At 72.4% G+C, this 21,062-nt stretch carries 16 protein-coding genes and 1 pseudogene; 8 read left to right on the forward strand and 9 right to left on the reverse strand.

Translation table 11 applies throughout. The annotated features are described in order from the left end of the window. Window positions 1–7: 7 nt before the first annotated feature. From ACRWNP_RS27785 to ACRWNP_RS27800, 4 genes and pseudogenes are all read left to right on the forward strand, one after another. Window positions 8–1,459 carry an amidohydrolase family protein gene (locus tag ACRWNP_RS27785; RefSeq protein ID WP_431966027.1) on the forward strand — a complete coding sequence of 484 codons (1,452 nt, stop codon included), beginning with the start codon at window positions 8–10 and terminating at the stop codon, window positions 1,457–1,459. Window positions 1,460–1,513: 54 nt separating this feature from the next. Beyond that, window positions 1,514–2,041 carry a DoxX family protein gene (locus ACRWNP_RS27790; RefSeq protein WP_431966029.1) on the forward strand — a complete coding sequence of 176 codons (528 nt, stop codon included), beginning with the start codon at window positions 1,514–1,516 and terminating at the stop codon, window positions 2,039–2,041. A gap of 105 nt (window positions 2,042–2,146) precedes the next feature. Then, window positions 2,147–3,363 (forward strand): annotated as a pseudogene (locus ACRWNP_RS27795) (phospholipase D-like domain-containing protein). Window positions 3,364–3,584: 221 nt separating this feature from the next. Next, window positions 3,585–4,619, forward strand: a complete 1,035-nt coding sequence (locus ACRWNP_RS27800) for a serine/threonine-protein kinase (protein ID WP_431966031.1) — start codon at window positions 3,585–3,587, stop codon at window positions 4,617–4,619. 3 nt (window positions 4,620–4,622) lie between these two features. On the opposite strand, the gene ACRWNP_RS27805 is transcribed toward ACRWNP_RS27800, so the two are convergent. After that, window positions 4,623–5,774, reverse strand: a complete 1,152-nt coding sequence (locus tag ACRWNP_RS27805) for a right-handed parallel beta-helix repeat-containing protein (RefSeq protein WP_431966033.1) — start codon at window positions 5,772–5,774, stop codon at window positions 4,623–4,625. Between the two features lie 453 nt (window positions 5,775–6,227). Continuing rightward, complete coding sequence (locus ACRWNP_RS27810; protein WP_431966035.1) at window positions 6,228–6,947, reverse strand: SDR family oxidoreductase; 720 nt, start codon at window positions 6,945–6,947, stop codon at window positions 6,228–6,230. Window positions 6,948–7,067: 120 nt separating this feature from the next. Between ACRWNP_RS27810 and ACRWNP_RS27815 the strand changes: the two genes are divergently transcribed. From ACRWNP_RS27815 to ACRWNP_RS27825, 3 genes are all read left to right on the forward strand, one after another. Next, entirely contained in the window at window positions 7,068–7,616 is a 549-nt protein-coding gene (locus ACRWNP_RS27815; protein ID WP_431966037.1) for a GNAT family N-acetyltransferase, read from the forward strand. 59 nt (window positions 7,617–7,675) lie between these two features. Beyond that, the gene (locus ACRWNP_RS27820) at window positions 7,676–8,638 is read left to right on the forward strand and encodes a WGR domain-containing protein (RefSeq protein WP_431966039.1); all 963 of its coding nucleotides are present in this window, start codon (window positions 7,676–7,678) and stop codon (window positions 8,636–8,638) included. 74 nt (window positions 8,639–8,712) lie between these two features. Then, entirely contained in the window at window positions 8,713–11,082 is a 2,370-nt protein-coding gene (locus ACRWNP_RS27825; protein ID WP_431966041.1) for a SpoIIE family protein phosphatase, read from the forward strand. Between the two features lie 333 nt (window positions 11,083–11,415). On the opposite strand, the gene ACRWNP_RS27830 is transcribed toward ACRWNP_RS27825, so the two are convergent. From ACRWNP_RS27830 to ACRWNP_RS27860, 7 genes are all read right to left on the reverse strand, one after another. Continuing rightward, a complete protein-coding gene (locus ACRWNP_RS27830) occupies window positions 11,416–13,083 on the reverse strand; it encodes a glycoside hydrolase family 13 protein (RefSeq protein ID WP_431966043.1) in 1,668 nt (555 codons plus the stop codon). Next, window positions 13,080–14,276, reverse strand: a complete 1,197-nt coding sequence (locus ACRWNP_RS27835; RefSeq protein ID WP_431966045.1) for a Gfo/Idh/MocA family protein — start codon at window positions 14,274–14,276, stop codon at window positions 13,080–13,082. Before ACRWNP_RS27835 ends, ACRWNP_RS27830 begins: the two co-directional genes overlap by 4 nt. Beyond that, a complete protein-coding gene (locus tag ACRWNP_RS27840) occupies window positions 14,273–15,289 on the reverse strand; it encodes a glycoside hydrolase family 130 protein (protein ID WP_431966061.1) in 1,017 nt (338 codons plus the stop codon). Before ACRWNP_RS27840 ends, ACRWNP_RS27835 begins: the two co-directional genes overlap by 4 nt. Before the next feature lie 91 nt (window positions 15,290–15,380). Next, on the reverse strand, window positions 15,381–16,274 hold the full coding sequence (locus tag ACRWNP_RS27845) for a carbohydrate ABC transporter permease (RefSeq protein ID WP_431966047.1): 894 nt from the start codon (window positions 16,272–16,274) through the stop codon (window positions 15,381–15,383). A gap of 1 nt (window position 16,275) precedes the next feature. Further along, the gene (locus tag ACRWNP_RS27850; protein WP_431966049.1) at window positions 16,276–17,238 is read right to left on the reverse strand and encodes a carbohydrate ABC transporter permease; all 963 of its coding nucleotides are present in this window, start codon (window positions 17,236–17,238) and stop codon (window positions 16,276–16,278) included. Window positions 17,239–17,247: 9 nt separating this feature from the next. Further along, on the reverse strand, window positions 17,248–18,519 hold the full coding sequence (locus tag ACRWNP_RS27855; protein ID WP_431966051.1) for an extracellular solute-binding protein: 1,272 nt from the start codon (window positions 18,517–18,519) through the stop codon (window positions 17,248–17,250). Between the two features lie 120 nt (window positions 18,520–18,639). Further along, window positions 18,640–19,671: a LacI family DNA-binding transcriptional regulator gene (locus ACRWNP_RS27860; RefSeq protein ID WP_431966053.1), complete on the reverse strand. Its 1,032-nt coding sequence runs from the start codon at window positions 19,669–19,671 to the stop codon at window positions 18,640–18,642. 419 nt (window positions 19,672–20,090) lie between these two features. Here ACRWNP_RS27860 and ACRWNP_RS27865 point away from each other — a divergent pair, with 419 nt between their 5' ends. Continuing rightward, the gene (locus ACRWNP_RS27865) at window positions 20,091–20,675 is read left to right on the forward strand and encodes a GNAT family N-acetyltransferase (RefSeq protein ID WP_431966055.1); all 585 of its coding nucleotides are present in this window, start codon (window positions 20,091–20,093) and stop codon (window positions 20,673–20,675) included. Window positions 20,676–21,062 lie beyond the last annotated feature (387 nt).

Below are 21,062 nucleotides of genomic sequence, written 5' to 3' on the forward strand. Positions count from 1 at the left end.
GGAGTTCATGATGGATAAGGTCGAGACATTCACCCCGGGGCGGCCCATCGTTCTGCGCGGTGGGACCGTGCTGCCCGTCAACCGTGAGCGGGAGGTCCTCGCGGACACCGACGTGCTCGTCGTGGACGACCGGATCGCGGCGGTCGGTCCGCGACTGGCGGTACCCGACGGGACGGTGGAGATCGACGCCGCGGGTGGCATCGTCATGCCGGGCATGATCGACACGCACCGGCACATGTGGCAGACCGCGATGCGCGGCTACGGCGCCGACTGGACCCTCACCCAGTACTTCGTCTGGTACTACCTGGAGCACGGCAGGAAGTTCCGGCCCGAGGACGTCCACGCCGGAAACCGGCTCGCGGCCGTGGAGGCCCTCGACGCCGGCGTCACCACCGTCGTCGACTGGTCGCACGGCCTGCAGACCGTGGACCACGCCGACGCCGCCGTGGACGCCCTGCGGTCCGTGCCCGGCCGCTTCGTACTGGCCTACGGCAACATCCAGCAGGCGCCCGCGGACTGGACCGCCGCGCCGGAGTTCCGCGACTTCGTCAGCCGCCGCATCGAAGGCGACGACATGCTCGGCTTCCAGCTCGCCTTCGACGTCACGGGTGACCCCGCCTTCCCCGAGAAGCCCGCCTTCGAGGTGGCCCGCGACCTGGGCGTCGCCGTCACCACCCACGCCGGGGTGTGGGGCGCCACCAACGACGACGGCATCCGCCTGATGTACGAGAACGGCTTCATGACGCCGCAGACGGTGTACGTCCACGCCTCGACGCTCAGCGCCGACTCCTACCACCGCATCGCGGCCACCGGCGGTTCGGTGTCGGTGTCGACGGAGAGCGAGCAGAGCGCCGGCCAGGGCTACCCGACGACCTGGGCCATCCGCTCGCACGACATCCCCGTCTCCCTGTCGATGGACACCAGCGTGTGGTGGAGCGGCGACCTGTTCTCCGCGATGCGCACCACCCTCGGCGCCGACCGCGCCCGTGCGCACCTGGAGGCGCACGGCAAGGGCGAGACCGTCACCCACTGCGCGCTGCGCGCCGACCAGGTGGTGGAGTGGGCCACCCTCGGCGGGGCCCGGGCCCTCGGCCGCGAGCAGGACCTCGGCAGCCTGGAGGCCGGCAAGAAGGCCGACATCGTCCTGCTGAAGAACGACCACTCGCCGGTCGCCTTCCCGCTGCTCAACCCGTACGGGCAGGTGGCCTTCCAGGCGCAGCGCGGCGACGTGCACACCGTGCTCGTGGACGGACGGGTCGTCAAGCACGAGCACCGCCTGCTCGGCGTCGACCTGGCCGCCGTGCGGCGCGAGGTCGAGCAGACCGTCGACCACCTGCGGTCCGCCATGGGCGAGGAGGAGTGGCGCAAGGGGATGAACCCCGACGTGCCCGAGACGAAGGTGCTCGACAACCCCTACACCTACACCGACTACCGCAGCGCCTCGACGCACGGCCAGTGACGCGGGTGACCCGGGGAACACGGTGACAGTGGTGACACGAAGGAGAACCCGGACATGAGCATGGGGCTGCTGCTGCTCCGACTGCTGCTCGCCGCCCTGCTCTTCGGCCACGCCACGCAGAAGCTGCGCGGCTGGTTCGGCGGGGCGGGCCTGGCGGGCACCGGCGCCGTCTTCGAGCGCTACGGCATCCTCCCCGGGCCGCGGATGGCCCTGGTCGCCGGGGTGACCGAGCTGACCGGGGCGGCGTCGGTCGCGGCGGGACTGCTGACGCCCGGCGGGTGCTCGGTCGTCGTCGGGACGATGACGGTGGCCGCCGCGTCGACGGCGCCCAACGGCTTCTGGGCTCTGAAGGGCGGCTGCGAGGTCCCGTTCCTCTACGGAGCGGTCGCCGCGTGCCTCGGCTTCACCGGACCGGGCGAGTGGTCGCTCGACCACGTCCTCGGCCTGAGCTGGCGGCCCGCCCCCGCCTGGGGCGCGGCCGCGCTGGTGGCCGGGAGCCTCGCGGCGACGGTGCCGCTCGCCGGCCGCGCCAAGGTGCTGCGCGGCAGGAGGGAGTCACCCGAGCCCCACGGGAACCCATAGTCACTCCGGATAAGCCGGCTGCGGACGGGCATACGGCTGGAGTACGCCACGCGACGCCGCGGCCGGACGGGCCGCGGCGGCACCGGAACCGGGGGGCACGACGGCATGGGCGCTTCACTGGAGGAGACCGACCGCACGGACGGAGGCCGGCCGGAGCGCTCCGTCGCCGACCGCAAGCAGGAGTTGCGCCGTCGCCTGGAGCGGCTGATTGGCATCGCCGCGACCGAGGGCAACTGCCTGCAGGCGCTGCGGAACGGGGACGAGATCTTCCCCGCGATGCTGGACGCGATCCGCGCGGCGAAGCACACCGTCGACATGACGACCTTCGTCTACTGGCGCGGCCGGATCGCGCGCGACTTCGCGCACGCGCTGGCCGCCAAGGCGGCGGAGGGGGTGCGGGTGCGGCTGCTGCTGGACGGCTTCGGCGGGCGGCTGATCGAGCAGGAGTTGCTGGACGGCATGGACCGGGCCGGTGTGGACGTCGCCTGGTTCCGCAAGCCTGTGCGGCTCTCGCCGTTCAAGCAGAACCACCGCTGCCACCGCAAGGTCCTGGTGGTCGACGCCGAGGTGGCCTTCACCGGTGGCGTCGGCATCGCCGAGGAGTGGTGCGGCGACGCACGGCACCCGGCGAATGGCGTGACACCCACGTCCGGGTCACCGGCCCCGCCGTGGACGGGCTGGCCGCGGCGTTCGCGCAGAACTGGGCCGAGTGCCGGCAGGGCGGGCTCTTCGACGACCGCGACCGCTTCTGTGATCACGAGCAGAGCGGAGGCGCGATCGTGCAGGTCGTACGGGGCTCGGCGAGCGTCGGATGGCAGGACATGCGCACCCTGCTCCGCGTGGTGATCGCCTCCGCCGAGCAGCGGATCCGGCTCGCCACCGCGTACTTCGCGCCCGACCCCTACTTCGTCGGCCTGCTCTGCCACGCGGCGGCGCGCGGGGTGGAGGTCGAGATCCTGCTGCCGGGCCCGTACACCGACAAGCGCGTCTGCCAGCTGGCCGGGCAGCGCTACTACCAGCGGCTCCTCGACTGCGGCGTGCGGATCTGGCACTACCTGCCGACCATGATGCACGCCAAGGTCATCACCATGGACGGGGTCGCCACCCTGACCGGCTCGACCAACTTCAACCGCCGCTCCCTCGACCACGACGAGGAGGTGATGCTGGCGGTGCTCGACGAGAACTTCACCTCCGTCCTCGACGCCCACTTCGACGAGGACCTGCTGCGCAGCGCCCCCGTCGACGGCGACCGCTGGCGTGCCCGCTCCACGCTGGAACGGGCCCAGGAGGTGGCGACCGCGCCCATCCGCCGCTTCCTGTGAGCATCATGGTGACGCCCCACGGGAAGGCTGCCGACTGCGCGCGGTGATCGCGGATCTCGGACGAGCGACGCCCACCTCCATCGGAGACGACAGAGCCCCGGAACCGCACCTCAACTCGCGGGGGAACCGCGCGGCCGCGAATCGCCGGGGCCCGGTCGATACAATGCAGAAAGGGGGCGGGGAAAGTTCTCCGACGTCCGGCCGCGTGACGGTGGTACGCGATGAATTCGATTCCGCATGACGTGAGTGTGTACGCCGGGCGGTCCGCGGGGCTCATCGGGGCCCAGATCGCCGGTTACCGCGTGGAGCGGGAGATCGGTCGTGGCGGGATGGCCGTGGTGTACTGCGCCCGGGACCTCCGGCTCGACCGCACGGTGGCGTTGAAGCTGCTCGCCCCCGAGCTGGCCCGCAACGACACCTTCCGCCGCCGATTCACGCACGAGTCACGGGTGGCCGCCGCGATCGACCACCCTCACATCGTGCCGATATTCGAGGCCGGGGAGACCGACGGTGTCCTCTACATCGCGATGCGTTACGTCTCGGGCCTCGACCTGCGGGCGCTGTTCGACCGGGACGGTCCGCTCCCCGTTGCCACCGCCCTGCGCATCGCCACCCAGGTGGCCTCCGCGCTGGACGCGGCGCACGAGCACGACCTGGTGCACCGCGACGTGAAACCGGGGAACGTGCTCGTGGCCAAGGGCACCGACAGCGAGCACCCCGAGCACGTCTACCTCACGGACTTCGGGCTGACGAAGAAATCGCTGTCACTGACCGGATTCACCACCGTCGGCGAGTTCGTCGGCACCCTGGACTACGTGGCGCCGGAGCAGATCTCCGGGCGCCCGGTGGACGGCCGCTGCGATCTGTACAGCCTGGCCTGCGTCGTCTACGAGAGCCTGACCGGGGGCCTGCCCTTCGAGCGCGAGGAGGACATGGCCCTGCTGTGGGCGCACCAGTACGACCAGCCCCCGCCGCTCACCGAGCGGCGGCCGGACATCCCGCCGGCCATGGACGGCGTGATGGCCAAGGCGCTGGCGAAGGTCCCCGAGGACCGTCACGACTCCTGCCTGGAGTTCGTGGGCGCCCTGCGGGCGGCCGCGACCGGGCCGGACGAGGGGCCCTCGCGGGACAGTTCCCCCGACCACCAGGTGACCCGGGTGACCCCCCGGGCGGTCGTGGTCCCCGCACCGCCGGGACCGCCGCCGGACCCGCCGATGTGGGCCCGGGCGGTCTTCCGTCGTCTGCCGGATCTCTGAACGTCAGCTGCTGGGCGCGACGCTGGGCGCGGTGCTCGACGCGCCGCTGGGGGAGCTGTTGGGCAGCTGTTTGGGCTCGGTGGTCTCCAGGGTGTTGTTGACGAACGTGTTGCCCTTGCCCTTGAGGTCGCGGTTGGCGAGGTCGGCCGGCTTGTTGCCGCGGGCGACGTTGTCGCGGATGGTGTTCTCGGAGTTGGACGTCCCCACGACGCTGCTGAACAGCACGATGCCGCCGGACATCGGGGACTTGCCGCTGTTGTCGCGCACCTCGTTGCTGGTCACGACGGTCTTCTCGACGCCCGTGAGCAGGATGCCCGTGCCCTGGATGAACGGTAGGCGGGCGCTGGGCGCGCAGTACTTGTTGTTGCCCGTGACCGTGTTGTGGGTGACGGTCAGCGCGCCGCCGCGCGGGACGCCCTCGTCGCCGACGACGAAGACACCTCCGCAGTTGCCGGTGACCTGGTTGCTCTCGACCGTGACGCCCCGGACGCGGCGCAGACCGATGCCGATCCGGTTCTCCGTCAGCTTGTTGCCGTCGATGACGGCGCCCTGGGTGTCGAGCGCACCGCCCTCGGTGTCCATGGAGTTGGCGAGGAAGATGCCGGAATCGGCGTTGTTGCGGGCGGTGTTGTCACGGAAGACGGTGCGCACCGACTTCTCCACGAGGATGCCCTGCACCTTGTTGTCCCGCGCCGTGACGCGGACGACCTGCAGCCCGTCGGCCTGCGTCGCGTGGATGCCGGCCTTCTTGAACCCGGCGACCGTCAGCGATTCCAGCGTCACGTCGGACGCCTTCTTCTGCGCCGTACCGGTGACGCAGATGCCCTCCCCGGCCTTGGCGCAGGCGTTCTCGTCGCGTTTGGCGCTCGGGGAGATGACGGTGCCCGTGCCCGCTCCGCGCAGCGTCAGCCTCGGCGTGCTGATCTGGACGCTCTCGTGGTAGGTGCCGGCCGCGATGTCGATGACCTGGCCGGGCTTGGCGCGGTCCACCGCCGACTGGATGGATTCCCCCGCGCGGACGGAGATCTTCTGCTGCGCGTCCGCGGACTGCGAGGCCGTGGGCTGCGACTCGCCGCCGCACGCGACCGCGCCTCCCACGATGGTCGCCGTGGCGGCCGCCGCGACGACGGCCCTGCGGGACCGACAGAGCTTCATGTGTGTGCACCTGCTTTCCGTGATACGTGATCAGCCGAAAACAGACGCTATGGACGGATTTGACGCCCCGCCACTCCAGAGCGCTCGCCGCGCGGGCGATGATCGCCGGATCGGCCGATGGGCCCGGGGTCACGGGGGCGCCGGACGCGGTGGCCGGGAATCGGCCCGGTACGGCTGATGGGGTGGCCGCGGGGGCATCAGGGCCCGCGCCCCGGGCGGGCGCATCGTCATGGGAGCGCTGAAGATGTGGGAACGGTGATCGGGCACTGGGAACAGGTGCTGGTCGCGAGGCTGCTCCATGGGAGCCGGTGGAACTGCTGGACGCTCTGTGCCGCGAGTGCGACCGACGGGCGGTGGTGTGCGGCCCCACCCGTGTGGTGGTGCCGAACGTGTGCACGGCAATTCAGTCGTTGTCGTGGCGGTGGCCGCCGGGCGACCTGCTTCCGTCCCCGGTCAGAGGGCCTTCGGTGCGGGCAGGTCGGGGTAGAGCAGTTCGAGACCGCCGGACAGGGCGGCCCTGACGCCGCGGCTCCGGTCGTCGACGACGACCTCCAGGGCCCGCTGCTCGATGCCGTCCAGGGCCAGGCGCGCCACCCACGCGGGGTCCACCTTGTCGGAGGGGGCGACGTGGTCGGCCATGTCCGTGTCCATGTAGCCCACGTGGAGCGCGGTGACGTCGATCCCGGAAGAAGCGAGCTCCCGCCGGACGACATTGGTCATCGCCAGCTCGGCGGCCTTGGCCGCGCTGTAGCCGCCGTATTCCGGGAGGTGGATCCAGGACAGGATGGACAGGACGTTGAGGACGGCTCCGCCGCCGTTGGCGGCGATCACGGGTGCGAAGGCCCGCGTGACGCCGAGAGAGCCGAAGAAGTGGGTCTCCATCTCCAGGCGGATGTCGGCCATGTCCCCGTCGGCCAGCCCCACCTGGGTGCTGATGCCCGCGTTGTTGATCACGAGGGTGGCGTCGGAGGCGGCCCGGGCGGCCCTGGCGATCGACTCGGGGTCGGTGATGTCCAGCCGGAGCGGCTCGACACCCGGCAGGTCGAGGGCGTCGGGGTTGCGGACCCCGGCGTAGACCTTGGCGGCCCCCCGGTCGAGCAGCTGGGTCGCCAGGTGGCGGCCGAGGCCGCGGCCCGCGCCGGTCACGACGGCGACGGAGTTCTTGATGTCCATGGGGGCGCTCATTCCTGGGGTTGGGTAGGTGTCTCCAATCTAGGCAGCTGGATTTAAAAAAGCAACTCAGCTGGGAAATCTCCTTGCCCCGGGGCCGCGGGCTCCCGTTGGCTTGGCGGCGTGACCGAACTGCGCACCGAACGCCTGATCCTGCGCCGCTGGCGCGACCGCGACCTCGCGCCCTGGGCGGCGATGAACGCCGATCCCGAGGTGCGGGAGCACCTGGGGGAGCCGCTGACCCGGGAGCAGAGCGATGCCTCCGTGGCCCGGTTCCGGGCCGAATTCGACGAGCGCGGCTACGGCTGGTGGGCGGTCGAGGTCCGCGCGACCGGCCAGTTCGCCGGCTTCGCGGGCCTGGACCGGGTGGACGACGGCCTGCCGTTCACGGGAGTGGAGATCGGCTGGCGGCTCGCCCGCGCGGCCTGGGGCAAGGGCTACGCCACCGAGGCCGCCCTGGCCGTGCTGGCCTTCGGCTTCGGCACCCTCGGGCTCCCCGAGATCCTCGCGGTGACGACCGCCGGGAACCTCCGTTCCCAGGCCGTCATGCGCCGCATCGGCATGACCCGCGACCCCGCCGGCGACTTCGACGACCCGGCCGCCCCTGAAGGGCCGCTGCGCCCCAACGTGTTGTACCGGATCGCAGCGGGCGCGCCCGTCGCGGCGCTCTAACATGGCCGCCGGGAGCCGGCGCGGAGCGTACGGGCGGCGCCGCGGACGTTGGAGGACGGATGGCGAGGTGGCGGCGGTTCGAGTCCCCGGGGGCCGGAGGGACCGAGTACCGGGAGATCCGCCAGGAGGGCATCCGCTGCTTCCTCCGCTGGGGCTCCGTCGGCGCGAACGACACGGGAAGCACCTCGACACTCGACGACGAGGAGCACGCCCGGCGTCATGCCGCGCGCAAGATCGGCGAGTGGCTGCGGAAGGGCTTCACGGAGGTCGATCCGTCGCCCGACGCGGGACTCCACCCGGAGGCGACGGTCCTCGACGTACTGCGGGCGGGCCCCCGTCCGCACTCCCCGGCCGCCGAATACCTGCCGGTCGAGGGCTATGAGGAGGTGTACCGCCGTGTGCTCGCGCCCGGCCGGCCGGGGGGATTCCACGAGTACGTCGTCCTCCGCGACGACGGACGCAGCGCCGTCCGCTTCGCGGTACGGGCCGACCGGAGCGACGCCGCGGCGGTGTCCGCCTTCCTGGACCTCGTCTCCACCCGTCGTGACCTGGCCTTCGACGGGCTCTCGCATCACAAGGTGCCGCTGCCCGAACCGGTCGGGGCGTTCAGCCACGCACTCTTCTGCGCACCGGCGCTCGGACGGGGCTGTGCCGCGTACCCCGCCATCGCCGACCGCGTCGCCGCGGCCTTCCCGGTCTTCGACTGCGAGATCGGCGACGCGGATCCCGAGGTCCTGGTCGACGCGCGGATCCACGGGCACGGCTCGCTGCCCTACGCCGACTGGGCCCGCCTTCCGCGGCCGGTCGTCGACCTCCGCTTCGACGTCCGGCCGTCCCACTACCGCCCCGTGCGGACGTTCAAGGTGTTCGGCACCGCCGATCTCGAGGCACTGATGGCGGCGCTGCCGGGTGCCGACCCCGCCAGCCGGCTGGAAGTGCGCTCCTTCCGCGGTGAGACCCGGCGCCTCACACCCGCCGAGGTCCCGCCCCTCGCGGAGGTGACGGCCTTCCTGCACGGCTGAGGCGGCCCCGAGTGGTGACCCCGGCCGCCTGCGCAAGACTGGGAACCGGAGGACCGGAACGTGATGGGACGGTCATGGGCACTTGGGCATCGCGGGAACGCGGCGAAGAGCGCGACGGGTCGGCCGGGCGCACGGCGGCGCGGATGGTGATCGACGCCCATGGCGCGGTCGTCGCGTGGAACCAGGGAGCCGAGCGCCTCCTCGGCCACCCCGCGGGCGAGGTGCTCGGCCGGCCCGTACTGGACCTGCTCGCCACGGACCCGGGCACCGCAGACGCCGGATCCGGTGGCGTCCTCCTGCGGCACCGCGACGGCCGGACGGTGGCCTGCCGGCCGGCCCTTCGGGCGGTACGCGACGACGGGACGGGCCCCTCCCTGACCGTCGACCTGCTCACCGGGGCGCCGGGGCTCACCCCGGACATCGACCGCGCCCTGCTGGAGACCCTCTTCACCCGCTCGCCCATCGGCCTGTTCGTGCTGGACCCGCAGCTCAGGCTGATGCGCTTCAACCCGGCGGCGGAGGGCATGCAGGACCACCGATCGCAGCTCGCCCTGGGGCGACGGCCCACCGAGGCGTGGCCCGACTTCAGCGCGGAACTCGCCGAGCGCGTGATGGGCCGGGTGCTCAGGACCGGAGAGGCGGCGATCTCGTTCGAGAAGCGCGGCCGTCCGCCCGGCGACCCCGGCCGGGAACACGTCTACTCCGCGTCCGCCTTCCGGCTCGAGGCGGAGGACGGCCGCATCCTCGGCGTGGCCGACGCCGTGATCGACGTCACCGAGCGCCATCTGGCCGAGCAGCGGCTGGCCCTGATGGCCGAGGCGGGCCGGACGATCGGTAGGACCCTGGACCCGATCCGCACGGCTCAGGAACTGGCCGAGGTGGCCGTCCCGGTACTCGCCGACTGCGTGTGCGTGGACCTGCTGGCCCCCCTCCTCGGCGGCGAGGAGATGGCGGCGGGCCCGGTCGAGGACGACACGGGGCTGCGGCGCGCCGCGACCTCCGCCCGCTGCGGCCAGACCGGGGCGTACACCACGGGTGCGGTCAGCGCGCATCTGGTGGGGTCGCCCGCCCTGCAGGTGCTCGCCGACCACGAGCCGCGCCTCGTTCCCCGGCTCAGCCAGGACAGCGCGTGTATCCGGGACGAACCGGTGCGGGGCGGCAGGATGCTGGAGGAGCGGGTGCACTCGCTGATGGTGGTGCCGCTGCTGGTCCGCGACTGCGTGCTGGGCCTGGTCACCTTCCACCGGTGGGACCCGGACCTCGGGCCCTTCGACGAGGACGACCTCGCGCTCGCCGTCGACCTCGCCGGCCGCGGCGCGATGGCGCTGGACAACGCCCACCGCTATGTGCGTGAGCGCAACGCCGTCCTGGCCCTGCAGCGCGGCATGCTGCCCCAGCGGCTGCCCGCGCCCAGCGCCGTGGAGTGGGGCCACCACCTGGTGCGTTCCGGTGCCGGCGGCGACTGGACGGAGGTCATCCCGCTGCCCGGCGCACGGGTCGCCCTCGTCAGCGGCAGCACGCCGGGCCGCGGCATGCGCACGGCCGCCACCATGGGCCGGCTGCGGGCGGCCGTGCACACCCTGGCCAACCTGGACCAGGATCCGGACGAGGTCCTCGCCCGCCTGGACGACCTGGTGCGCAACCTCGCCGAGGAGCACGCGGGCACGGGCTCCGGCTTTCCGGCCGGCGCCACCTGCCTCTACCTCGTCTACGACCCCGTGACCGGGCAGAGCACCATGGCGTCGGCGGGCCATCCGCCGCCCTCGGTCGTGTACCCCGACCACACCGTGTGGACCCCGGCGGCCCCCGCCGGCGAGCCGCTCGGCCGCCCCGGGCCGTCGTTCGGGACGACCACCCTGGAGCTGCCCGAGGAGTGCATGCTGGTGCTCCGCACCCCCGGACTCCTGCAGAGCCACCCGGAGGAGCCCGGCCGGGCGGAGTTCGAACGGCTGCTGGCCACACCCTGCGACTCCCCGCAGGACATGAGCCTGCTGCTCACCGACGCGCTGGTGCCCGCGGACCCGGGCCACGACGCCTCGGTGCTGGTGGCCCGCCCCCGGCCGCTGGGCCCGGACTCCGTCGCCACCTGGAACCTGCCGTGCGACCCCGCCGCGGTGGCCACCGCCCGCACTCTGACGACTCGTCAGCTTTCTGCCTGGGCCCTGCAGGAGGAGTGCTTCGCCACCGAACTGATCGTCAGTGAGCTGGTCACCAATGCCATCCGGTACGCCACACCGCCCATCCAGCTCCGGCTCATCCGCGACCGGGCACTGACCTGCGAGGTCTCGGACACCAGCAGTGCGGCACCCTTCCTGCGGCACGCCCGCACCACCGACGAGGGCGGCCGCGGCCTGCTGCTGGTCTCCCAGTTCGCGGAGCGCTGGGGCACCCGCTACCGGGAGCGCGGCAAGACCATCTGGACCGAGCAGACGATCGCCGTCTAGCCCCGATCTCACGTGACGGTGCGTCGGTTTCTGCGGTGGGCCGTTTCGGGGTTCGGGCTTGATGATGGGCAGTCCGCGGGGCCCGGCTGTCGCGTCGGATGGGCGCCGGGTTCCACGGGTCCGGTCGGGGTGGTGCTGCTCGCGGGGATGGAACGCCGTTGGTCAGCCGGGGTCCGGCAGGGCTGCGAGCCGTTGTGGCGCATCGGTGATCACGCCTGTTCAGGTCGCGGCCGCCGTCGCCCGACGGCGGCGGGGCCCGCGGACACACGTCCCCGGTACCTCCGCGGGCCCCGGCGCGCGCACGTGGACGCTCACGCCCCGGGGACCGCCGGCTCAGGACGCGATCGCGGTCGTGTTCCCGGCGGTGCGGAGCCAGACGGTGGTGTCTGCCGGCACCGAGCGGCCGTCGAGCGGGGTGCTGGCCAGCAGCACCTCGTCCCCGTCCGCGAGGGGCACCGGCTCCGGGCCGAAGTTGGTCAGGCACCGCAGCCCGGGCGCGCGGTCGAAGGCGAACCAGGAACCGTCCGCTGGCCCTTCCACTACCGGCGCCGCGTCCGCCGGGACCGGCGCTCCCCGCCGCAGCCGCAGCGCGCAGCGGTACAGGGCGAGCATCGACGCGGGGTCGTCCTCCTGGGCCCGGACGGTCAGGTCCGCCCAGTCATCGGGCTGCGGGAACCAGCACGCGTCCGGGGCGGCGGTGCTGAACCCGTACGGTGCCGCCGTGCCCTCCCAGGGCAGCGGCACCCGGCAGCCGTCGCGGCCGCGCTCGCGGTGGCCGGAACGCTCCCAGAGCGGATCGCGCAGACGGTCGTCCGGCACGTGGGCCTGCGGCAGGCCCAGTTCCTCGCCCTGGTAGACGTAGGCGGCGCCGGGCAGCGCGAGCATGAGCAGCGCGGCGGCCCGGGCCCGTCGCCGGCCGAGCGGCCCGCCGCCGTACCGGGTGACCGGACGGACCGCGTCGTGGCTGGACAGGACCCAGGTGACGGGCGCCCCGACGGCACGCATCGACGCGGCCGACCGCCCGACGACCGCGCGCAGCTCCTGGCCCTCCCAAGGGGCCTCGAGGAAGGCGAAGTTGAAGGCCTGCTGCATCTCGCCGGGGCTGACGTACCGGGCCAGCCGGGACGGCTCGAACACGGCGGCCTCGGCCACCATCACGCGCTGCCCCGGAGGGACCGCGCCGGGCGGGGCCGGATGGGTGTCCAGGAGCCGGCGCCAGGAACGGAACAGCGGGTGCAGCTCCTCCTGGTCGTGGTACGGCATCAGGTGGTTGCGCAGGATGTCCTGGTGCTGCCCGGGCCCGGCGTCGGGGAGGCCGGGGGCCTTGAAGAGGGTGTGGGCCACGTCGATGCGGAAGCCGTCGACACCGCGGTCGAGCCAGTGGCGGAGGATCCGCTCGAAGTCCGCGACGACCTCCGGGTGCCGCCAGTCGAGGTCCGGCTGCTCGGGCGCGTGCAGGTGCAGATACCACTCGCCCGGGCCGCCTTCGGGCGCGGGGACCCGCGTCCAGGCCGGGCCGCCGAAGGCCGACTGCCAGTCGTTCGGCGGGAGTTCCCCGTCCGCGCCGCGTCCCGGGCGGAAGAGGTAGCGGCCCCTGGCCGCGCTCCCCGGGCCGGCCGCCAGGGCCTCGCGGAACCAGGGGTGTGTGTCGGAGGTGTGGTTGGGGACGAGGTCGATCAGCACCCGCAGTCCCAGGCCGTGGGCGCGCGCGACCAAGGCGTCGAAGTCGGCGTCGGTGCCGAGGTCGGCGGCGACGGCGGTGTGGTCGGCGATGTCGTAGCCGCCGTCGGCCAGCGGGGACGGGTAGAACGGCGTGATCCACACCGCGTCCGCGCCCAGCCGGGCAACGTGGTCCAGGCGGGCGGCGACGCCGGCGAGGTCGCCGACGCCGTCCCCGTCCCCGTCGGCGAACGCACGCGGGTGGATCTCGTAGCAGACGGCGTCCCGCCACCAGGGCGCGGCCGGCTCCGGACCGGTGGTGCTGCTCACGGTGCTCCTCATGCTCCTGGCCGCCCGGCCGGGACGGGCAGGGTCCGGCCGGTCCGCGCGGAGCGGGTGGCGGCCTCGGCCACCGCGACCGCGGTCCGTCCGGACCACGCGTCGGCCACCGGGGTGCCGCCCCCGGTCGCGCAGCGCAGCAGGTCGGTGAAGGCGGCGCGCACGCTCTCGGCGTACACGTGCTGCTTGCGCGCCTCGCCACCCAGGTCGACCACGCAGGTCACCCGGTGCGGGACGGTGCGCTCCACGCCGCGGCCGCGGGCCGGGGCCGCCGGGCCCGCGTCGCGTTCCACCGCGACGGTGATCCGCTCCTCGCCGTGCGGGCGCAGCCCCGGTACGGCCAGCAGGCCGGCGGCGCGCGCGGGCAGCTCCTCCCAGCGGCGGGCGTCCCGCTCGTCCGTCCAGGCCGTGACCGTCGCATGGGTGGGGATCCAGCCGGTGACCCGGGCCTCGGCGAAGCCGTAGTCCAGGCGCATCAACTGCCGTTCGGCGCGGTGGGCGTGGGTGAAGGAGTGGGTGTGGGTGGCGACGGCGCCGCCGGGGTGGACGGCGGTGGCCACGACGATGTCGACCGGGCCGCCGTCGCGGCGGACGGCCGTGCCGTGCACCTCGACGGGCTCGCTGCCCATCAGGGCGCGGGCGGCGTCGAAGAAGTGCACGCCGTGCTCGACGTGGATGCCGCCGCTGTGGGCGGGGTCCCAGAACCAGTGGCCGGGGCCCAGGTCCTCGTCGGCGGCGTCGTTCTCGAAGGCGAAGCGCACCAGCGGGTCCAGCAGCTCCTCCTCGCGCAGCCGCTCGAGCATCCGCAACACGGGGTTGTAGCGCAGGACGTGGTCGACGACCAGCACCCCGGCGGAGCGCTCCGCCTCCGCCTCCACCCGCAGGGCGTCCTCCAGCGTCACGGCCAGCGGCTTCTCGCAGAAGACGTGCTTGCCGGCGCGCAGCGCGCCGACGGCGAGTTCCGCGTGCGTGGCCGGGGGAGTGGCGATCGCCACGACGTCCACCCCGGGCACGCCGGCCAGCGCGGCGGCGTCGGTGTGGACGGCGGCGCCGTGCCGCCGCGCGAGGGCGGCGGCACGGTCACCGTCGGGGTCGGCGCACGCCACGACACGTATGCCGGGCAGGTCGGCGACGGCGTCCAGCAGGTAGGCGCCGAACGCGCCGCAGCCGGCCAGGCCCAGACCGAGCGCAGTCACTCGGCACGGTCCAGGCGGGCGACGCCGATGTGTGCGTCGGCCATGCCGTAGAAGACGTAGCGGACGCCGTCGATCTCCTCGATCGCGGTCGGGAAGACGACGTTGGGCACGGTGCCGGAACGCTCCTCCTCCGTCTCCGGCTCCATCAGCGGCTCGTCGGTGCGGGCGAGGATCCGGGCCGGGTCCTGCGGGTCGAGGATCATCGCGCCCGCCGCGTAGCTGACCTTCTGCTGCTGGGCGAAGGGGTCGTCGATCGTGCCGGACACGCCGTGGTGGATGAGCAGCCAGCCCTCCTCGACGCGGATCGGGGCCGGGCCGGCGCCGATCTTGAGCTCCTCCCAGGGGTGCTCGGACAGCGCCACCAGGCGGTGGTTGCGGGGGCGGGCCAGGGCGCCCAGGTCCTTCTCGACCTCGGAGACGGGGACGTAGGAGATCCAGATGCCGGGCCGCTCGTCGGTCACGCCGGCCGGCAGGTGGACGCCCTCGCCGGGGCGGAACCAGCCGAGGTCCCACATCGGGCGGTGCAGCATGGCGAAGGAGGGCTCGCCGTCCGGGCCCGGGACGGGCTCGGGGAAGTGCACCACGTCCTTGTTCGGGAAGAGGTTCAGGTCGGTGTCGAGATCGGCCTGGTAGGCGAACTGGATCGGGCCCAGGCGCTCCCAGGTGACCAGGTCCGTGGAGACGGCCAGCGCCGGCTTGGGGCCGAGCGGGCCGTAGGCGACGTAGGACATGACGTGCAGCCCCAGCGCCTCGATCCACGTCGTACGGGGGTCCTCCACGCCGGCGTTGTTCTTGCCGCGCTCCCAGCCGGCGTCGGGGGCGAGGACGACGCCGCGGCGCTCGACACCGGTGGGCACGCCGTCCTCGATCACGACCTCGGCGAGGCCCACGCGGGAGACGTTGCCCTCCGCGACGAGGCGGGGCAGCAGGTGCAGGGTGCCGTCCGGGGTGCGGCCGGAAGCGGGGTTGAGCACGCCCTCGGCCTCGTTGGCCTCGCCGGCCAGCGGGGACATCACGACGCCGACGCGGGTCAGGCGGTAGGGCACGGAGCTGTTGGAGCCGGTGGTACCGGTGGTGCTGGTGGTGCGGTCGTTCACAGCGAGTTCAGCCCTTCGTGGCGGAATCGAGGTCGGTGGAGGTGAAGCGGCTCTGGAAGACGAGGTACAGAGCCACCGCGGGCGCGGCCAGCACGCAGGCGCCGGCGAGGATGGCGCCGAACGGGTTGGCGGCGGCGGAGGAGACGGTGCTGATGTAGTTGGCCAGGGACACCGCCAGCGGCTGCATGTCCTGCTCCTTTGTGACCAGGAACGGCCACAGGAACTCGTTCCACGGCCCGGTGAAGCTCAGCAGCACCACGGAGGCGAGCGCGGGCTTGCACAGCGGGATGGCGATCCGGAACAGGATCTGCAGCTCGCCGGCGCCGTCGATGCGCGCGGCCTCGAACATCGCCTGCGGCAGCTGCAGGAAGAACTGCCGGAAGATGAAGACCGCGCTGGTGTTGATGGCGAACGGCAGGATGATCCCGATGTAGGAGTCGGCCAGGCCGTAGTCGCGGACGATCAGCACGTACAGCGGGATCATCAGCAGCTGGAACGGGATGACCTGGACCAGCAGCACCAGGGCGAAGGTGGAGCCCTTGCCCCGGAAGTGCAGCCGCGCCAGGGCGTACCCGGCCAGCAGGCCGAACACCGTGGTGCAGACGATGACGCCGCCGGTGAAGATCCCGGAGTTGATCAGGGAACGGCCGAGCGAGATGGCCGAGTTGATCTCAGCGTAGTTGTGCAGGGAGAGGTTCCCCGGACGCGGGAAGGCGCCGGCGGGGCTGCTGTCGGGCTCGCGCTGCAGCGAGCCGATGAGCATGTAGTAGAAGGGGAAGAGGAAGGCGAAGGCCCCGGCGAGCAGGGCCAGCCGCGACAGGATCCGGCGGGTGTGGGAGTGCGTGTGCGGACCGTGCCCTGCCGGGCGGCGCTTGTGCGCGGGAGCGTGGACGTCGGTCATGTCAGTCCCTCTCCAGCACGCGGCGGTAGACGAGGGAGATGCCGGTGATCAGCACGACGAGGATCACGCCGATCGCCGCGGCCTCGTCCGGGTGGCCCTGCTGCAGGCCGCGCTGGTACATCAGCAGCACCGGCGAGGTGGTGGCCCCGTCCGGTCCACCGCCGCTGGTCAGCAGATACGGCTCGGTGAACAGGTTCGCCCCGGTCACCGTCGCCAGGACCAGCACGAGCAGGGTGGCGGTGCGCACCGCCGGAACGGTGATCGACCAGAACATGCGCACCTTGCCCGCGCCGTCCAGCGCCGCCGACTCGTAGAGCTCACCGGGTACGTTCTGCAGCGCCGACAGGTAGAGCACGATGAAGAAGCCGAGCTGCTTCCAGGCGACGAACAGCGCGATGGTCGGCATCGCGAGGTGCGAGTTGACCAGCCACGACGGGTCCGGAGCGAGCGGGCCGAGCGCCTTGTTGACCAGGCCGTTGGAGTTGAACAGGAAGAGCCACACGCCGACGACGGCGACGCTGGCGGTGATGTACGGGACGTAGTAGGCCGTCCGGAAGAACGTGCGCGCCCGCAGCTTGGAGTTGAGGGCGGTGGCGAGGATGAGGGACGCCGCCACCGTCAGCGGCACGTTGATGACCAGGAAGACCGCGATGTTGCCGAAGGAACGCCATACGGCCGGATCGGTCAGGACGGCCGTGTAGTTGGCCAGCCCCACGAAGGGACGGTCCACCTGGGCGCCCGGCGCGGCGAAGAAGTAGTCGTGGAAGGAGATCCACACCGCGAAGCCGAGCGGGTACAGGAAGATCGCGGCCAGGTAGATCAGGTACGGGGAGACGAAGGCGAGGCCGATCGGCTGCCGGCCCGCGAACCGCAGGCCGCGCGTCCGTGGCCCGCGGCCCGCCCGGGGGCGGTCCCCGCCCCGGGCGGACCCGGGGCGGAGGACGTCATGGTGCGTGGAGGACATGGCCGTGACTCACTGCTTCGCCAGGCCGTCGACCTTGCCCGCGGCCTCGCGGAAGGCGCTCTCCACGTCGCCCTTCCCGAAGATCACGGACTTGGTGTAGGCGTCGCGGAACTTCTGCCAGATCTCGACGGAGTTCGGCACGTTCGGGGCCTCGACGGTGCGGTCGGCCTGCTCGGCGAAGGTCTTGTAGTCCGGGTGCGAGGCGAAGTAGTCCGGGTACGTCGCCGGGAGGTCCTGGCGCATCGGCATCTGGCCGGTGGCCTCCAGCAGCTTGCCGTCCTGCTCCTTGCCGGTGGCGAACTTCAGCACGTCCCAGGCCGTGCCCTTGTTCTTGCACGCGGTGAACATGCCGATGGACTTCTCGTCGCTGAAGGTGCCCTTGGCCTCGGCGCCGGTCGCGGTGGGCACCGGCACGGCGCCCCACTTGACCTTCTCGCCGTAGACGGAGACGGCCCACGGGCCGACGATCGCCATGGCGGACTTGCCGTCGGCGAAGGCGTCGCCGTTGTACTGCTCGTTGGGGGCCAGGTGGTCCGCGTACATGGTCTTCCAGAACTCGGCGGCCTTGACGCCGTCCGACGAGGCGAACTGGGCCTTGCCGTCCTCGACGAGCTGCTTGCCGGTCTGGGCCGCGAAGAGCGGGTAGAAGTCGAACCAGGACTGGTAGAACTCGGAGGTGGGCGCCGGCCAGATGGCGGCGTGCACCCCGCCCTTGACCAGGGCGCGCGAGGTGGTGAGGAAGTCCTGGTAGCTGGAGAGCTTCGGGTGCTCGGGGTCGAGCCCGGCCTTCTTGAACAGGTCCTTGTTGTAGAAGATCATGACGGGGTTGCTCTTCCAGGGCATCTGGTAGTGCTTGCCGTCGGGCGACGCGTACTGCGAGAGCCGGTCGCCGGTCCGCGCCTTGAGGTACTCCGCCCCGCCGGGGAAGTCGTCCAGGGCCACCAGGCCGCCCTGCTTCTGGAAGCCGGGGACGGCCGCGGGGGCGGTGTTGAGGATCAGGCACGGGGCGTTGCCGGCCGTGATGGCCGCGCCGATGACCTCCTCGGAGCTCTTGCCCGCGGGTATCTCCTGCGCCTTCACCTTCTCGTTCGGGTGGGCGGCGTTCCAGGACGCGACCATGCTCTTGCCCCAGGCGACCTCCTGGGCGTTGTTGGAGTACCAGACCGTGATCGGCCCGTGGGCGTCGCCGCCCGCGGCGGAGTCCGAACCGCCGCTGCCGCACGCGGCGAGCGGCACGGTCAGGGCGACGGCCGAGAGGACGGTCAGGAGGGTTTTCTTCATTGCGTGGCTCCGTGTTCTCAAGGGTTGGGAAGCGGCCGTTCCGGGGCGTCGTCCTGCCTCGGTGACGGCCCTCCGGGGAGCGGAGAACGTCGTGGGCGCGACGGGCGCGCGTTGGGGGGGTCAGGGGCGGGCGGTTCGAGTGGGGGCCGGGCCCGTGGAACCGCGCACCATCAGCGCGGCCGGGTCCAGTTCCACGTGTGGGGTGGTGCCCTGCTCGATCGTCTCGATCAGGGCGCGTGCGGCGGCGCGACCCCAGCCGGTGGCGTCGGCACGGCAGGTGGTGAGCGAGGGCCGGGTCCAGGAGGCCAGCGGTACGTCGTCGAAGCCGACCACCGACAGGTCCTCGGGCAGCCGCAGGCCCGCCTCCTGCGCGACCGCCATACCCGCGGTGGCCGACAGGTCGTTGGCGTACACGATGGCGGTGGGCCGGTCGCCCCGCGTGATCAGCGCCTGCGTCGCGAGCGCGCCGCCCTCGGCGGTGAAGCCGCCCGGCAGCACCGGGCCCTGGGGCAGGCCCGCTTCCGCGAGCGCGTCCCGCCAGGCGCCGAGTCGCCGCTGGGCGTGCAGGTACTCCTCGGGGCCGGCGACGTAGGCGATGTGGCGGTGGCCGAGTCCGACGAGGTGGCGGACGGCGCCGGCGACCACCGGGCGGTCGTCCAGATTGACCGTGGCGATCCCCTCGACACCGTCGTCGGCGCCGACGGCCACGGCGGGCAGGCCCAGTTCCCGCAGCAACTCCGGGCGCGGGTCGCCGACCCGCAGGTCGGTGAGGAACACCCCGTCCACGCGCTGGTCGTCCACCAGGCGGCGGTATGTGTCCAACTCGTTGCGAGGGCTCGTCACGTGCAACATGAGGCCGTCGCCGGACTCGGATATGACGTACTCGATGCCCGCCATGAAGGCGGGGAAGAAGGGGTCGGTGCCGATCAGGTCGGGCTCACGGGTCAGCACGAGCCCGACGGCGCGGGCCCGCCCGGTCGACAGCGCTCGGGCGCTGCGGCTCGGCGTCCAGCCCAGCTTCTCGGCCGCCGCGCGCACCCGTTCCTGGGTCGCGGCGGCCACGCCGGGGCGGTCGTTGAGGACGAAGGAGACCGTCGCCCGGGACACACCCGCTATTTGGGCGACATCGGCGATCGTGGGGCGTCGGGCCATGCGGACTCTCCGTGTACGGCGGCGGAAGGGCAAGCCACATCCGCAGCCGCGGGTCCCGTCGACCGGCGTGCCCATGGGGCACGCCGTCCGGCGGCACCTTCGGCGCCGGAGGCAGCACGTTCTTGCACTCGCATACCGGGGCAACCAACGCGAAGCGATTGTTCATCTCGCGTTTGAACCGGTTTAAACGAGTGATGTGAGGAACCATGAACCTCAGGCGGCGGAGTGTCAAGGGGCTACTCCCGGTTGGGGAGTTATATGCGGCAAGTATGCGGATAAGTCCGAAATGTCGCTTTGTCGCACCGTCACCATGAACCGCGCCAATCGTGACGCTGCGTCATGCCCTTTGCGGGGGTGACTGCGCGGCGCGGCATGCTGCTAGCGTCTGCCCAATCCTGGGCCCGCGGCGGACGGAGCGAATGACGGAAACGAATGTGTTCCCCGACACGGTCCTGCGCACCGAGCGTCTCCTGCTGCGCCCGTTCACCCCGGACGACGCCCACGACACCTGGGCGAGTTGCGCGGACCCCGAAACCCAGCGGTGGCTGCCCCTGCCCCGGCCCTACACGCGGAAGGACGCGACAGCCTGGTGCACGACGGGATCCCACGCCCTGCGCGAGTCGGGCGACGGCATCCACTTCGCCGTCGCCGGCCCGGACGACGGGCGCCTGCTGGGCACCGTCGGCCTGAAGCGCACCGACTGGCGGGTGCGGACGAGCGAGGCCGGCTATTGGGTGGCCCCGTGGGTGAGGGGTCGGGGCGTCGCCACGGAGGCGACCCGGGCCCTGGCGGCGTGGCTGCTGTCCGACCAGGGCTTCCAGCGTCTGGAACTGCGCGCGGCGACGGGCAACATCGCGTCGCAGCGCGTCGCCGTGAAGGCCGGCCTGCGCCGCGAAGGAGTCCTGCGCAACGCGGGGTTCGTGCACACCGGCCGCGTCGACCTTGTCGTGTTCTCCCTGGTGCCGGGGGACCTGGCGGCCGCGCCGGTGAAGGCGCACGGCTGACGGCCCGTTCCCGGTGGATGCGCCGGCGAGTGCTTCGCCCTGCGGCGAGCAGGGCGACGAGTTCCACCGCGGCGGGGCCGGCGCCGGGCGCGAGACGCGCGGCATCTGTCGCCGTCGGCGCAGGAGGCCCTGCGGCTGCGGAGGTGTTGGGTGAGGCCGGGCAGGCCGGCGTGCGGCAGGCGGTCCTCGATCACCGGCCTCGCGATGCGGGTCCGGGCGGACGGCTATGGACGTGGCGGCTGGTGGGTGAGCTGATCGTGAAGCCATACGGGGTGTGGCTGACCGAGCCCGGGGCGGGCCACTAATAAAAATGTATTCATTATGTGTCCCTATTGTTAATAGTTACTTTCTGTGCAGCAGGTAGGATGCGCGGGTGACCAGCCGGAA

Origin of the sequence: Actinacidiphila sp. bgisy160 (genome assembly GCF_965342435.1) — a bacterium.
Classification (GTDB): domain Bacteria; phylum Actinomycetota; class Actinomycetes; order Streptomycetales; family Streptomycetaceae; genus Actinacidiphila.

Excerpts from the sequence above, each read along its gene's own strand:
- ACRWNP_RS27785 (WP_431966027.1), top strand. The coding sequence starts at position 8 with ATGATGGATAAGGTCGAGACATTCACCCCGGGGCGGCCCATCGTTCTG.
- ACRWNP_RS27790 (WP_431966029.1), top strand. The coding sequence starts at position 1,514 with ATGAGCATGGGGCTGCTGCTGCTCCGACTGCTGCTCGCCGCCCTGCTC.
- ACRWNP_RS27800 (WP_431966031.1), top strand. The coding sequence starts at position 3,585 with ATGAATTCGATTCCGCATGACGTGAGTGTGTACGCCGGGCGGTCCGCG.
- ACRWNP_RS27805 (WP_431966033.1), bottom strand. The coding sequence starts at position 5,774 with ATGAAGCTCTGTCGGTCCCGCAGGGCCGTCGTCGCGGCGGCCGCCACG.
- ACRWNP_RS27810 (WP_431966035.1), bottom strand. The coding sequence starts at position 6,947 with ATGGACATCAAGAACTCCGTCGCCGTCGTGACCGGCGCGGGCCGCGGC.
- ACRWNP_RS27820 (WP_431966039.1), top strand. The coding sequence starts at position 7,676 with ATGGCGAGGTGGCGGCGGTTCGAGTCCCCGGGGGCCGGAGGGACCGAG.
- ACRWNP_RS27825 (WP_431966041.1), top strand. The coding sequence starts at position 8,713 with ATGGGCACTTGGGCATCGCGGGAACGCGGCGAAGAGCGCGACGGGTCG.
- ACRWNP_RS27830 (WP_431966043.1), bottom strand. The coding sequence starts at position 13,083 with ATGAGGAGCACCGTGAGCAGCACCACCGGTCCGGAGCCGGCCGCGCCC.
- ACRWNP_RS27840 (WP_431966061.1), bottom strand. The coding sequence starts at position 15,289 with ATGTCCCCGCTGGCCGGCGAGGCCAACGAGGCCGAGGGCGTGCTCAAC.
- ACRWNP_RS27845 (WP_431966047.1), bottom strand. The coding sequence starts at position 16,274 with ATGACCGACGTCCACGCTCCCGCGCACAAGCGCCGCCCGGCAGGGCAC.
- ACRWNP_RS27850 (WP_431966049.1), bottom strand. The coding sequence starts at position 17,238 with ATGTCCTCCACGCACCATGACGTCCTCCGCCCCGGGTCCGCCCGGGGC.
- ACRWNP_RS27855 (WP_431966051.1), bottom strand. The coding sequence starts at position 18,519 with ATGAAGAAAACCCTCCTGACCGTCCTCTCGGCCGTCGCCCTGACCGTG.
- ACRWNP_RS27860 (WP_431966053.1), bottom strand. The coding sequence starts at position 19,671 with ATGGCCCGACGCCCCACGATCGCCGATGTCGCCCAAATAGCGGGTGTG.
- ACRWNP_RS27865 (WP_431966055.1), top strand. The coding sequence starts at position 20,091 with ATGACGGAAACGAATGTGTTCCCCGACACGGTCCTGCGCACCGAGCGT.